The 13133-nt window shown below is 73.0% G+C and carries 12 protein-coding genes; 3 read left to right on the top strand and 9 right to left on the bottom strand.

Translation table 11 applies throughout. The features are described 5' to 3' along the window. From FNH09_RS38525 to ssd, 7 genes are all read right to left on the bottom strand, one after another. Positions 1–355, bottom strand: a 355-nt coding sequence (locus FNH09_RS38525; RefSeq protein WP_338017815.1) for an Rv3654c family TadE-like protein, incomplete at its 3' end; no start/stop codon positions are given. Positions 356–387: 32 nt separating this feature from the next. Then, positions 388–762: a TadE family type IV pilus minor pilin gene (locus tag FNH09_RS38520; RefSeq protein ID WP_162469736.1), complete on the bottom strand. Its 375-nt coding sequence runs from the start codon at positions 760–762 to the stop codon at positions 388–390. Further along, on the bottom strand, positions 749–958 hold the full coding sequence (locus FNH09_RS38515; protein WP_152894523.1) for a DUF4244 domain-containing protein: 210 nt from the start codon (positions 956–958) through the stop codon (positions 749–751). The genes FNH09_RS38520 and FNH09_RS38515 overlap by 14 nt, the downstream gene beginning before the upstream one ends. A gap of 105 nt (positions 959–1063) precedes the next feature. After that, positions 1064–1846, bottom strand: a complete 783-nt coding sequence (locus tag FNH09_RS38510) for a type II secretion system F family protein (RefSeq protein WP_162469737.1) — start codon at positions 1844–1846, stop codon at positions 1064–1066. A gap of 2 nt (positions 1847–1848) precedes the next feature. Next, positions 1849–2724, bottom strand: coding sequence for a type II secretion system F family protein (locus tag FNH09_RS38505; protein WP_152894525.1), 876 nt, complete (start codon positions 2722–2724; stop codon positions 1849–1851). Between the two features lie 158 nt (positions 2725–2882). Beyond that, positions 2883–4106 (bottom strand): TadA family conjugal transfer-associated ATPase, encoded by a 1224-nt coding sequence (locus FNH09_RS38500; protein WP_152894521.1) that lies wholly within the window; start codon positions 4104–4106, stop codon positions 2883–2885. Continuing rightward, complete coding sequence (gene ssd / locus FNH09_RS38495) at positions 4103–5215, bottom strand: septum site-determining protein Ssd (RefSeq protein WP_152894520.1); 1113 nt, start codon at positions 5213–5215, stop codon at positions 4103–4105. The genes FNH09_RS38500 and ssd overlap by 4 nt, the downstream gene beginning before the upstream one ends. Positions 5216–5773: 558 nt before the next feature. Between ssd and FNH09_RS38490 the strand changes: the two genes are divergently transcribed. After that, positions 5774–6619, top strand: coding sequence for an HAD family hydrolase (locus FNH09_RS38490; protein ID WP_152894519.1), 846 nt, complete (start codon positions 5774–5776; stop codon positions 6617–6619). 385 nt (positions 6620–7004) lie between these two features. Here FNH09_RS38490 and FNH09_RS38485 read toward each other — a convergent pair whose 3' ends face one another. Next, on the bottom strand, positions 7005–7829 hold the full coding sequence (locus FNH09_RS38485) for a Fic family protein (protein WP_152894518.1): 825 nt from the start codon (positions 7827–7829) through the stop codon (positions 7005–7007). A 99-nt stretch (positions 7830–7928) separates the two neighbouring features. On the opposite strand from FNH09_RS38485, the gene FNH09_RS38480 reads away from it, so the two are divergent. Continuing rightward, on the top strand, positions 7929–8909 hold the full coding sequence (locus FNH09_RS38480; protein ID WP_152894517.1) for an ATP-binding protein: 981 nt from the start codon (positions 7929–7931) through the stop codon (positions 8907–8909). Here FNH09_RS38480 and FNH09_RS38475 read toward each other — a convergent pair. After that, entirely contained in the window at positions 8893–10188 is a 1296-nt protein-coding gene (locus FNH09_RS38475) for a polysaccharide deacetylase family protein (protein WP_152894516.1), read from the bottom strand. The genes FNH09_RS38480 and FNH09_RS38475 overlap by 17 nt on opposite strands. Positions 10189–10521: 333 nt before the next feature. Between FNH09_RS38475 and FNH09_RS38470 the strand changes: the two genes are divergently transcribed. After that, complete coding sequence (locus tag FNH09_RS38470; protein WP_152894515.1) at positions 10522–13110, top strand: SulP family inorganic anion transporter; 2589 nt, start codon at positions 10522–10524, stop codon at positions 13108–13110. Positions 13111–13133 lie beyond the last annotated feature (23 nt).

Genomic DNA, 13133 nt, shown 5'->3' with positions numbered 1-13133 from the left:
GGCCCGCCCGGGCCCTGACCTCGGCCTCGAACGGCCCCCGCCCCGAGGCCGCGGACACGTCCGCCACCTCGCCCAGCACGGCGCACCGCACCAGCCGGGTGCCCTGGGCCCGCGCCACCCGCTCCTCCCGCGCACAGGCCGCCGCGCCGCCCTCCGCCGCGAGATCGGCCGCCGCGAGCGCCGCGAGGTCCGCGCCGCCGGCCGCCCGGTGCCGGGTCACGACGGCCTGGCCCAGCGCCAGCACCACCCCGAACACGACGCACAGCACGGCGACCGCTCCGACGCCCCAGACGGTGGCGGAGCCGCGGTCCGAGCGCGGCCCGCCGTCGAGCCCGGCACCCTCCGCCCGGACCACCCGAAGCCCCCGGCTCCCCCTGCGACGCCCCGTCACGGATCCGCCTCCACCGACTCCACCGTCTCCTCGGCCCATGCCACCGCCTCCTCCCGCACCTCGAACGGCAGCCCGTGCAGCGCCGGGGGCCTGGCCACGACCACCACGCGGACCTGATCACCCGAACGGCCCACCGTGACCTCCGCACCGCTCGGTGCCGCCGCACGGGTGACCTCCAGTACCGCGTCGGGCGGGTCCTGGCGGGCCGCCGCCCGCGCCCCCGTCCGCGCCGCGTCCACGCACTGGATCCGTACGGCCGCCACGAGCAGCGCCCACACCAGCGCCAGCGCGAACAGCACCAGCACGGGCAGCACCACCGCCGACTCGGCCGTCACGAACCCCCGGTCCGCGCCCCGCTCACATGGACGCACTGAGCGCCCGCTTCACGATGGCCTCCAACTCCGCGCTGACCTGGCCACTCGTCACCACCTTGTAGAGCAGCACGGCGAACGCCACTGCCGCGACGATCCCCATCGCGTACTCGGACGTGACCATCCCCGCGTCCTCGCGCACCGCACGTGCCCTGCACTTCAGGGCGCGCAGCCGCACCCGTACCGCCTTGTACATCTCAGCCCCCGTAAGGTCCGGTTCCGTCGATCTCTCTGGTCCGTGGTGGCCGGCCGTGTGGCCGGCCCTCGCTGTCTGCCGTGCGCTCTCAGGTCCGTCGGCCCGTCATCCGCCACCCCCTCCCATCACCTCGCCCGCCAGCCCGATCACGACAGGCAGTACGCCGACGGCGATGAACGCGGGCAGGAAGCACAGCCCCACCGGCACGGTGACCATCACCGCCGCCCGTCTGGCTCGTACCGCCGCGTCGCGCGCCCGCTCCGCGCGGGCGTCCGCGGCGAACCGTGCGACTGGGACGGCCGCGGGGAGCCCGGACTCACCGGCCCGTTCCAGCAGCCGCGCCAGGGCCTCCGCGCCCGGGATCGAGGCCAGCCGCCGCCAGGCCTCGCCCGGTTCGCCCCCGAGCCGCACCTCCGCGGCGCCGCGCGCCAGCGCCGACCCGACCGGGCCGCCGAGCGCCTCGCCGGTCGCCTGGGCGGCGATCACCGGACCTGCTCCGGCCTCCACACAGGCACCCAGCAGTTCCGCGGCGAGCGGGAGCTGCCGGGCGGCCTCCCCCACGTCGGCGCCCGCCGTGCGGCCCGTGGACGCCTGCCGCAGACGCCACCGCCGCAGCGCGACCGCCGCGAGCACGCCCACCACCGCGCCGGTGAAGCCGCCGACCACCACCCATCCGGCGATCACCGCCCCCACCCAGGGCAGCCGGCGCCGTGCGACCTCACCGATCTTCGGGCGGGCCCCGGTCGATTCCGTTTTCCGGCCGAGCAGTTCGGCGATCCGCCGCCGTGCCCTGCGCCGCCGCACCGCCGCCGCCCAGGCCGCCAGCCCACCGAGGACGAGCGCCGCCCCCAGGGTCACCCCCAGCCTGTGGAAAACCTCCGCGTCCACGCTCATGCGATGTCCGCCCCTCGTACGATCCGCAGCACCCACCACATCCCGAGGCCTTCGAGGAGACCGCCGGCCAGGAGGCAGCCCAGGCCGACCCCCGTGTGCAGCAGCACGTGCAGCGGGTCGGCGCCCAGCGCACCGCCGAGGAGAAGTCCCAGGACGGGCAGACCGGCGAGCATCACCGCCGTGGAGCGGGCACCGGCCAGCTGGGCACGGAGGTCGGCGCGCTGGTCCCGTTCGGCGCGCAGTGCCCTCTCGATCCGGTCGAGTCCGGCCGCGAGGCCCGCTCCCCGGTCCACGGCCACCCGCCAGCACGCCGCGAGGCCCAGCAGTCCCTCGGCCCCGGGCTGCCGAGCCGCGGCCGCGAGCGCCGTGGGGACGTCCCCGCCGAACCTCGCCGCCGCCAGCACCGCCGCCTGCGCGTCCCCGAGCCCCTCGCAGTCGCGTGCGGCGCGCATCAGCGCCTCACGCGGCTGCCGCCCGGCACGCACCTCTCCGGCGAGCGTCCCGCAGAGAGCGATGACCGCGTCCTCCCGGCGCCCTCGCGCCTTCCTGGCCCGACCGGCCAGCCGGGCCCGGCGTGCCAACGGCACCCCCGCCGCCCCCGCGGCGACCGGCAGCACCGAGGTCCCCAGCACCGCCAGCAGCAGCCCGGCGGTCAGCGCCCACCACTCGGGCCGCCAGCGGCCGCGGATCTGCCGCAGTCCACAGGACAGCTGCCGCCACCCGGGCGGGCCGGTGGCGACCGCTCCGCCGCCCGCGAGCAGCAGTTGTGCCCGCCGGGCCGCGGAGTGCCGACCGCCCGTCCACCAGGCGGCCGCTGCCACGCACGCCACGGCCGCGCCCAGCACCGACTCGCTCCACGAGATCCCACCCATTGCGCTCACGTCTCCCGCCGTCCTCTCTCCTCATCCGGCACCTCCGCCGATCGAGACCGACCACCCGTCGGCCGGGACGGACCGCCCGCCGACCGCCCCGTCCTGGTCACGCCGACCGGCCATGCAGACCGTCCACGCGGGCCGGTCACGCGAACCCGTCAGCTCCCGCCGTCCTGTCCGCTCCCGCCGTCCTGTCCGCTCCCGCCGTCCGGGCCGTGAAGCAGCTCCCGCAGCCGCTCCCACCCCCGTTCGCGGGCGAACGCCCGCGCGCCCCAGCGCAGTGCCGGCACCGTCCGCACCAGCCCCGTCGCATCCCGCTCCAGCACATGGACCTCGGCGATCCGCCGCCGCCCCGCCCGGTCGCGCGAGAGGTGCAGAACCACCGACAGGGCCGCCGCGACCTGGCTGTGCAGCGCGGCCCGGTCGAGCCCGGCCGCCGTGCCGAGTGCCTCCAGCCGGGCCGGTACGTCGGCGGCCGCGTTGGCATGGACCGTTCCACAGCCGCCCTGGTGGCCGGTGTTCAACGCGGCCAGCAGATGGACCACTTCGGGACCGCGCACCTCGCCGACGACCAGTCGGTCCGGGCGCATCCGCAGCGCCTGCCGCACCAGGTCCTCGAGGGTCACCAGGCCCGCGCCCTCCTGGTTGGCGGGTCTCGCCTCCAGGCGTACGACGTGCGGATGGTCCGGCCGCAGCTCCGCGGAGTCCTCCGCGAGCACGATCCGCTCCCCCGGGCCGACGAGCCCGAGCAGCGCGCTCAGCAGGGTCGTCTTGCCGCTGCCGGTGCCACCGCTGATCACGAAGGACAGCCGGGCCCGCAGCAGTGCCCGCAGCACGCGGTCCCCGCCCGGCGGCACCGTGCCCGCAGCCACCAACTCGTCGAGGGTGAAGGCGCGGGGGCGTACCACCCGCAGCGAGAGGCAGGTGCAGCCGACGACGACCGGCGGCAGCACCGCGTGCAGCCGGGTGCCGTCCGGCAGCCGGGCGTCGGCCCAGGGCCGCGCGTCGTCGAGCCGGCGTCCGGCCACCGCGGCCAGCCGTTGCGCGAGGCGCCGTACGGCCGCCGCGTCCGGGAAGGAGACCGAGGTCAGTTCCAGCCCGCCGCCCCGGTCCACCCAGACCCGGTCCGGAGCCGAGACCAGCACGTCGGTGACCGTGGGATCGCCGAGCAGCGCTTCCAGTGGCCCGCTGCCGACCAGTTCGCGGCGCAGTTGCTCGGCGGCGCCGAGCACTTCGGCGTCCCCGAGGACCCGTCCCTGTTCGCGCAGGGCCTGCGCGACGCGCGCGGGGGTCGGTTCGGCCCCGCTCTCGGCCAGCCACTGCCGTACGCCGTCCAGGAGCGCCGAGCCGGTGGCCCGCTCGGTTCCGGGGAAGGCGCTCATGGGCCCGCCGTCTCGACCAGGGCACGTGCCCAGAACTCCTTGCAGAACCGCGCGAGCGGTCCTCGCGCGGCCGCTCCCGGTGGCGCCTTGCCCCCGTTCGGCCGCAGCAGCGCGGACTCCGCGGGCACCTCGCCGGCCAGCGGCAGGCCGAGCAGTCGCGCCACTTCGCGGTCGTCGAGTCCGGGCGAGTACGGCCCGCGTACCGCCACCCGCAGGTCGCGCAGGATCATGCCGACGGCCGACGCCACCCGTCCTGCCGCCGCGACGGCGCGCAGTTCGGCGGGGACCACCAGCAGGCCCAGATCGAGCTGGGCGAGCGCCTCGGCCACACCGTCGTCGATGCGGCGCGGCAGGTCCACGACCACGGTGCCGCCCCGGCGCCGGGCCGCCGCGAGCACCGCCCGCACCGCCTGCGGCGGGATGGCGACGCAGTCGCCGCGGTCCCAGCTCAGCACCCGCAACGCGTGCAGGTGGGGCAGGGACTCCTCCAGGGCGCCGCCGCCGACACGTCCGCGTGAGGCGGCGAAGGCGGGCCAGCGCAGCCCCTCGGCCGTCTCGCCGCCGAGGAGTACGTCGAGACCGCCGCCCAGCGGATCCGCGTCCACCAGCAGGGTGCGCAGCCCCTCGCGTGCGGAGGTGACGGCGAGGGCGCACGCGAGCGTGGAGGCCCCGGCGCCGCCGCGGCCGCCGATCACGCCGACGGTGAGCGCGGGCCGGCCGACGCCCTCGGCGACGTCGGCGATGCGGTCGACCAGCCACTGCTCCCCGTCCGGCAGCATCAGGACGTGGTCGGCGCCGATCTCGACCGCCCGCCGCCACACCCCCGAGTCGTCCTGGTCCCGCCCGACGAGCACCACTCCGCGCCTGCGGGCGGCCCCGCGCACCCGCCGGGCTGCGTCGTCGCCGACCAGGACAAGCGGTGCCGTCTCCCAGCTGCCCCGCGGTTTCGGTACGCCGTGGTGGACCTCGGGTGTGGCGCCGGCCGCCGCGCACAGGCGCAGCAGGTCGTCCAGGAGCTCCGCGTCCTCGGTGACGATCAACGGCTTGCCCGGCGGGCCCCCGGTGGTCGGCGGCGGGTCGTGTGTGACGGTTCCGGCCACGGTTTCCATCCCCCTTCGCTGCTTCTCGCGCAGCCTCCGCGGCCCCGCGATTCCCGTAGGTGTGAAGACCCGGTGTCCGGCCGCCCTATGAACGGCAGCCGGAAACCGGCCAAACGCGACCGGCAATCGGAACCGGCCATGGAACTCGCCGTGGGCCGGACGCGTTGGAATCACGGTGCAGCGATCCCGGAAATCTTGTGGATCTTGGTCGAAAACTGTGGACAACTCGCCTGTTGTGAATATCGCCGCCACCCAAACCGGCGGCCTCGCACCGGCCTGCGCACGACTTCCCCAGAGCAGCCCTTTGACTACACACAGTGACCGATCATGGGCACACGAAGAGGGCCGCCTCGACCGCCTCCAAGCGGCTCCGCGACCGTGCGAAAGGGGGGAAAACCCGTCCGGACATGCGACGACCCCCGCCGGGGGGGAGAGCGGGGGTCGTCTCCACGGCCGACTCGGGGGGGGAGGAGTCGGACCGGGTTAGCACGGTCGCGAACGATCCGTGACTTCCATGGTGTACCCGAGAGCCCTCTCAGGCAAACCCACGCGCCAACCTTACGCCGAATGGGCTGCGCCTATGCTCGGGGCGTGGAAAACCACTCCTTGCCTCGCACAGCTGCCTTCTTTGACCTGGACAAGACGGTCATTGCGAAGTCGAGCACACTCACCTTCAGCAAGTCCTTCTACCAAGGCGGACTGATCAACCGCAGGGCCGCCTTGCGGACCGCATACGCCCAGTTCGTCTTCATGCTGGGCGGCATGGACCACGACCAGATGGAACGCATGCGTGCGTACCTGTCCGCGATGTGCCGCGGCTGGAACGTCCAACAGGTGAAGGAACTCGTCGCCGAGACCCTTCACGACCTGATCGATCCGATCATCTACGACGAGGCCGCCTCCCTCATCGAGATGCACCACACCGCCGGACGCGACGTGGTGATCGTGTCCACGTCGGGCGCCGAGGTGGTCGAGCCCATCGGCGAGCTGCTCGGCGCGGACCGCGTGGTGGCCACCCGGATGGTCGTGGGCGACGACGGCTGCTTCACCGGGGAGGTGGAGTACTACGCCTACGGCCCGACGAAGGCCGAGGCGATCAAGGAGCTGGCCGAGTCCGAGGGCTACGACCTCGCCCGCTGCTACGCCTACAGCGACTCGGCGACCGACCTGCCGATGCTTCGCTCCGTCGGCCATCCGCACGCCGTGAACCCGGACCGCGCGCTGCGCCGCGAGGCGGTCGCACAGGGCTGGCCGGTCCTCGACTTCCACCGGCCGGTGCGCCTGAAGCAGCGCATTCCGGGGCTCGCCGTACCGGCCCGGCCCGCCCTCGTGGTGGCCGCGGCGATAGGAGCAGCGGCAGCCACGGCGGGGCTGGTCTGGTACGCGAGCCGGCGCCGATCGGCCATAGCCTGACCTGCGACTTCACCCCGATTCGACACCTTTTGCGGCAGAGGTGACCGATTAGCACGTCTTTGATACTGAAAGTAAAGAAGTGCGGTCAGGGGTTCCGCTTCCCCCGGGCGTGCAGTACAAAGGAATCAGTGGCCCGCGAGACCGAAGGACATCCGAGAGGATCACCTTTTAAACGCATTTGGCCCCACGGACCCCGCATGAACACTGGGCACCCACGCGACGTCGACCCGTCGATTACGGGCCAGCCGCACCAGGTTCGGGCAAAGCTCCCGGCCTGATGGGTATATATCGAGGACGCCTGGTAACCGGGTGAACATGCCAGCGGCGGTACGGATCTCCGTACCGCCGCAACCCTGAGAGGCCCCGTCGGGGCCTCTTTTCGCGTCTACGCCGCCCCGCGTTGCAGTGCCTCGCACACGGCCGTCGACTCGCGGGCGCCCAGCCCGACCGCCCTGCCGCAATGGGCGATCCAGGCCGCCACACCCTCCGGGGTGCCCGACACATAGCCGTCCAGGGCCGCGAGGTAGGCCGCCCGGCCCAGCTCGGCGTGGCCGACCTCGGCCGGGCAGACCGACTTGGGGTCGAGGCCGCTGCCGACCAGCACGATGCGTTCGGCGCTGCGTGCCACCAGGCCGTTGTGCGAGGTGAACGGGCGCAGCGCGAGGATCTCGCCGTGGACCACGGCCGCCGTCACCAGAGCCGGCGCGGAACCGCCCGCGATGATCAGCTCGGACAGGCCCTCCAGCCGGCCGGACACCTCCGCCGCACTCGGCAGCGGCAGCTCGACCAGCGGCTCATCGACCTCCTCGCCCGCCAGACGAGGCCGCCCGACCTCGTCCCCCCGACCGGCGGCGGCGACCAGGTGCAGCCGGGCCAGCACCCTGAGCGGGGACTGCCGCCAGATGGACAGCAACTGGCCCGCCTCGGCGGTCAGCCGGAGCGCCGCGCCCATGACGCGCGCCTCGTCGTCGCCACTGAAGTCGGTGCGCCGACGCACCTCTTCGAGCCCCCAGTCCGCGCCGGACAGGGCCGCGGAACCGCGGGCGCCACGCAGAGCCGCCTCGGAGGTGATCTCGTTGCTGCGCCGCCGCATGACCCGGTGCCCGTAGACCCGGTCCACGGCCTTGCGCACGGACTCCACGGACTCGGCCACCCCGGGCAGCGAGCCCAGGGCCGCGAGCGGATCGGCGGACGCACCTGTCGTACTCATGAGTACGACATTACGCACCCTGGGGGCGCACCCCACGAAGGAGTGGTCTTCTTCACTCCCCCACCACGCAAAGCGATCGAGCAACTACGCTTGGTGAACATGAAAATTGCTTTCGTCGGGAAGGGCGGCAGCGGAAAGACGACCCTGTCCTCCCTGTTCATCCGTCATCTCGCGGCCGCCGGAGCGCCGGTCGTCGCCGTCGACGCCGACATCAACCAGCACCTGGGCGCCGCCCTCGGCCTCGACGAGCAGGAGGCGGCGAGGCTGCCCGCGATGGGCGGACAGCTTCGGCTGATCAAGGACTATCTGCGCGGCTCCAACCCGCGCATCACCTCCGCCGACACGATGATCAAGACGACACCGCCCGGCGAGGGCTCGCGCCTGCTGCGGGTGCGGGATCCCAATCCGGTCTACGACGCCTGCGCCCGGCCGGTGGAACTCGACGGCGGCGCCGTCCGTCTGATGGTCACCGGCCCCTTCACGGACTCCGACCTGGGGGTCGCCTGCTACCACTCCAAGACGGGAGCGGTGGAGCTCTGCCTGAACCACCTGGCGGACGGCCCCGGCGAGTATGTCGTGGTCGACATGACGGCCGGCTCGGACTCCTTCGCCTCCGGCATGTTCACCCGCTTCGACATCACGTTCCTCGTCGCCGAGCCGACCCGGAAGGGAGTCTCCGTCTATCGCCAGTACAAGGAGTACGCCCGCGACTTCGGCGTCGCCCTGAAGGTCGTCGGAAACAAGGTGCAGAACCAGGACGACGTCGACTTCCTGCGCAGCGAGGTCGGCGACGACCTGCTGGTGACGGTCGGGCACTCGGACTGGGTGCGCGCGATGGAGAAGGGGCGGCCGCCCCGGTTCGAGCTGCTGGAGGACGGCAACCGCCGCGCCCTGCGCCTGCTGCACACGGCCACCGACGCGACCTACGAGCTGCGCGACTGGGAGCGCTACACACGGCAGATGGTCCACTTCCACCTGAAGAACGCCCAGTCCTGGGGAAACGAGCGCACCGGGGCCGACCTGGCGGCACAGATCGACCCCGGGTTCGTGCTCGGCGAGGGGGTCACCGCCCCCGCGTAGCCGAATCGGCCGGTGGCGCGCCGGGAACACCCTTGGGAGCGGGTGCCGGGCGGGCCGACAGGAAGGACGCCCAGCCCTGCTCGGGGGCTCGGCCCACCTCCAGGGTGCGCAGTCTGGCCAGGGTCTGCGGGTCCTGGGCGTCCAGCCAGTCGGCGAGCTGCCGGAAGGAGACGCAGCGCACCTCGGGCTTGTTGCAGACGCTCCCGATGACCTGGTCGAGGGCGCGCATGTAGGTGCCGCCGTTCCAGGACTCGAAGTGGTTGCCGATGACCAGGGGTGCGCGGTTGCCGTCGTAGGCGCGCTCGAAGCCCTTGAGCAGGCCGTCCCGCATCTGGTCGCCCCAGAGGGCGAACTTGTCCGGGTCGCCCTGGGTCTTCGTGCCCGACTGGTTGACCATGAAGTTGTAGTCCATGGTGAGCTGCTCGTAGGTGTGGCCGGGGAAGGGCACGAGCTGCATGGACAGGTCCCACAGGCCTTCCCGCTTCTTCGGCCAGACCTGGTTGTTCACGCCGCTGGTGTCGTAGCGGAAGCCCAGCTGGGCCGCGGCCTTCACGAAGTTGTCCCGGCCCTCCAGGCAGGGGGTGCGGGCGCCGATGAGCTCCTTGCCGTAGTCGAAGGGCAGCGGGGACGACTTCGTCATGCCGGTGTTGGTCTTCCAGGACTCGACGAACCGCTTGGCCTGGGCGATCTCGTCCTTCCACTCACTGACGGACCATTCGCCGACACCACCGTTCGGGCCGCAGAAATGGCCGTTGAAGTGGGTGCCGATCTCGTTGCCCTCCAGCCACGCCATACGCAGCTGCTTCACGGTGTCGGCGATGCCCTGCTCGTCGTTGAAACCGATGTCCGAGCGGCCCGGCGAGTGCTGTGGCGGCTTGTAGAGGTCACGCTTCTCCTTGGGCAGCATGTACACGCCGCTCAGGAAGTACGTCATCGTCGCGCGGTTCTCCTTGGCGACCTTGCGGAAGTGGGAGAACAGCTTCTGGCTGTCCTCGCCCGCCCCGTCCCAGGAGAACACGACGAACTGCGGGGGCTTCTGGCCGGGCTTGAGCCGCTCCGGCCTCGGCAGGTGCGGTTGCGCTCCGGTGTACGCGGTGGAACCGTCGCCGATCAGGCGGACCACGCTGCCCGGCGCCGGGGCACCCTTGGCCTTCTGCGGGCCCGGCACCCCTTCGTTCGCACCGGGAGAGCCCCCGGTGCCCGTCGTGCAGCCGGCGAGCGAGACGGCTACGGCCGCGGCGACCACAGCGCCCGCGGCGATCCTCTGGGTGGCGGCCATGTCCGCCCACCTTCTTCCTTCTCTCAGGCCAACGCCGATGGCGGCGTCTTCTGGGACGTGCCGGGACGAGCCGACAGCGCCGTCAAGGTCGCACGAGCCCGAGAAGGAATTAATACGACAAGCCGACCAAATGCATAAATCACCCCGCTGAGTGATTTATTGACCCATTTGCCTGCAATATGCATTGAAGGCCTTTACTTTGCATTACGGTCTATTTACCGAACGTTGATTTATCCCGCCGCAGTACGCCGTGACCCACGGCCGCGACCAGAGCCCCGCCATCGACGGGGACCATCCGTTCCGCGACCGCGCTGCCCCGGAGGAGACGGGAACATGTCAGCCAGCGTCCCCACCCGAACCCACGCCCTCGGCCTCGCCCGGCGGACCGCGCCGCCCGCCGCCGCGCCGCCCCGGACGAAGGACCACCACTCGACCGACCACCCCCCGCCGGTCCCACCCCGGCGCTTCCCCTTGGCGGGGGCCGATCTGTCCGCGTCGATCGCGGTCTTCCTGATCGCCCTGCCCCTGTCCCTGGGCATCGCCCTGGCCACCGGCGCACCGCTCCAGTCCGGCCTGGTCGCCGCGGCCGTGGGCGGCCTGGTCGTCGGCCGGCTCGGCGGCTCCCCGCTCCAGGTCAGCGGCCCGGCGGCCGGACTCACGGTCGTCACCGCCGACCTCATCCACCGCTACGGATGGCGTACGACCTGCGCCATCACCGTCCTCGCCGGACTCGCCCAACTCGGTCTGGGCTGCCTGCGCGTGGCACGCGGCGCGCTCGCGGTCAGTCCCGCCGTCGTGCACGGCATGCTCGCCGGCATCGGCATCACCATCGCCGTCGCACAGCTGCACATCGTCCTCGGCGGCAGTCCGCAGAGCTCGGTCCTCGCCAACCTCCGCGCGCTGCCCGCGCAGTTGGCCGGTCTGCGCCCGGCCGCCGTGTCCGTGAGCGCGCTGACCCTCACCCTGCTGCTGCTCTGGCCCCGGATCCCGGGCCCGGCCGGCCGCCTGCTGCGCCGGATCCCGGCGGCGCTCGTCGCCGTCGCCGGAGCCACCACGGTCGCGGCCCTGACCGGACTGGACCTGCCCAGGGTCGACCTGCCGTCCTGGCACAGCCATGCCCTGGCCGGACTGCCCGAGGGCCCGGCGCTCGGTCTGGTCGCCGCCGTGCTCACCACCACGCTGGTGTGCAGCGTGCAGTCGCTGCTCGGCGCGGTCGCGGTGGACAAGCTGGTGGCCCGGACCCCGGGCCTGAGCACCCGCGTCGGCCGCTCCCGTCTCGACCGCGAGCTGCTCGGCCAGGGCGCCGCCAACATGGTCTCCGGAGCGCTCGGCGGGCTGCCCGTGGCCGGAGTGGCCGTGCGCAGTTCGGCGAATGTCCAAGCCGGTGCGGTGAGCCGGAACTCCACGATGCTGCACGGCGTTCTCGTAGTGATCGCCGCGCTGCTGATGGTCCCGATCCTGGAGCTCATCCCGCTCGCCTCGCTCGCCGCCCTGGTGATGGCCGTCGGCATCCAGATGGTGTCCCTGCACCACATCCGCACGGTGACCCGCCACCGAGAAGTGCTGGTGTACGCCGTCACCACACTCGGCGTGGTGGTCCTCGGGGTCCTGGAGGGCGTGACGCTGGGCATCGGCGTCGCCGTCGCCGTCGCCCTGCACCGGCTCACCCGCACCCGCATCACGCACGACGAGAGGGAGGGAGTCCATCACGTACACGTCCGAGGACAGCTGACGTTCCTGGCGGTGCCCCGGCTCAACCAGGCCCTGCATCTCGTGCCCCAGGGCGCCCGAGCCGTGGTGGAGCTGGACGGTTCGTTCATGGACCACGCGGCGTACGAGTCGCTGCACGACTGGCAGAAGACGCACACCGCGCAGGGCGGCTCCGCCGAGCTGACCAGCCGCAGCGCCCGCGTCCGGATCGCCGAGCCCTCCCCCGCGACAGGGCGCCGCACCGGCACCGCGACCACCGGGGCCGAGGAGCCCGCCGACTGCCGCTGCCGACCCTGGACGGCGTGGCGCAACCACCAGTGCGAGGGACCGCAGTCCGTGGTGGCGTCCGGTGGGCCACCGGCGGGGGCATCGGGCCCGCACGGCGCCGGGGCGGCCGGCCGCGGTCCGGGCCGGCCGACGCGGGACCACCCGGCCGGCACACCCGGCGGAGCGAACGGCGGAGCACCCGTCGGGGTGAACGGCGCAACGCCGGGCGGCGCCCCGGCAGCCTCGTCGCCGCCGCCGTCGGAGCCCAGCGAGCACCAACTGGTGCGTGGCATCAGCGCGTTCCAGCGCAACACGGCACCCCTGGTGCGGGGTGAACTGGCCCGGCTGGCCCGTGAGGGGCAGCGCCCGACCCAGCTCTTCCTGACCTGTGCCGACTCACGTCTCGTCACCTCGATGATCACCTCCAGTGGTCCGGGCGACCTCTTCGTGGTGCGCAACGTGGGCAACCTCGTACCGCTGCCCGGCGAGGAGAGCGGGGACGACTCGGTGGGAGCCGCGATCGAGTACGCGGTGGACGTGCTGAAGGTGCGCTCCATCACGGTGTGCGGACACTCCGGGTGCGGAGCCATGCAGGCGCTGCTCGACGCCGGTCCCGGTGACGCCCGGACCCCGCTGGAGCGCTGGCTGCGACACGGCCGGCCGAGCCTGCGACGCGTGGCCGACGAGACCGACGCCGACCGGCCCGGCGCCCGGATGACCGGACGCGAGCCCGAGGACGTGGTCGAGCGGCTCTGCCTGACCAACGTCGTCCAGCAGCTGGAGCATCTGCGCGCGCACGAGTCGGTGACCCGAGCCCTCGGGGAAGGAGCACTGGAACTGCACGGGATGTACTTCCATGTGGGCGAGGCCCAGGCCTATCTGCTCACGGAGACCGACGGAGGCCAGGTCTTCGGCCATGTGGGGGCGGCGGATCTGACCGCGTGATCGCCACCCCTCACGCCCCGCGC

The sequence above is a fragment of the Streptomyces adustus genome (assembly GCF_009377175.1).
Classification (GTDB): Bacteria; Actinomycetota; Actinomycetes; order Streptomycetales; family Streptomycetaceae; genus Streptomyces; species Streptomyces adustus.
This window is presented reverse-complemented; position numbering and strand designations above follow the sequence as displayed.

Bases quoted from the DNA above. Each gene is read 5' to 3' on its own strand.
- FNH09_RS38480 (WP_152894517.1), top strand. From the start codon at position 7,929: ATGAAAATTGCTTTCGTCGGGAAGGGCGGCAGCGGAAAGACGACCCTG.
- FNH09_RS38490 (WP_152894519.1), top strand. From the start codon at position 5,774: ATGGGCTGCGCCTATGCTCGGGGCGTGGAAAACCACTCCTTGCCTCGC.
- FNH09_RS38500 (WP_152894521.1), bottom strand. From the start codon at position 4,106: ATGAGCGCCTTCCCCGGAACCGAGCGGGCCACCGGCTCGGCGCTCCTG.
- FNH09_RS38485 (WP_152894518.1), bottom strand. From the start codon at position 7,829: ATGAGTACGACAGGTGCGTCCGCCGATCCGCTCGCGGCCCTGGGCTCG.
- FNH09_RS38475 (WP_152894516.1), bottom strand. From the start codon at position 10,188: ATGGCCGCCACCCAGAGGATCGCCGCGGGCGCTGTGGTCGCCGCGGCC.
- ssd (WP_152894520.1), bottom strand. From the start codon at position 5,215: ATGGAAACCGTGGCCGGAACCGTCACACACGACCCGCCGCCGACCACC.
- FNH09_RS38470 (WP_152894515.1), top strand. From the start codon at position 10,522: ATGTCAGCCAGCGTCCCCACCCGAACCCACGCCCTCGGCCTCGCCCGG.
- FNH09_RS38515 (WP_152894523.1), bottom strand. From the start codon at position 958: ATGTACAAGGCGGTACGGGTGCGGCTGCGCGCCCTGAAGTGCAGGGCA.
- FNH09_RS38505 (WP_152894525.1), bottom strand. From the start codon at position 2,724: ATGGGTGGGATCTCGTGGAGCGAGTCGGTGCTGGGCGCGGCCGTGGCG.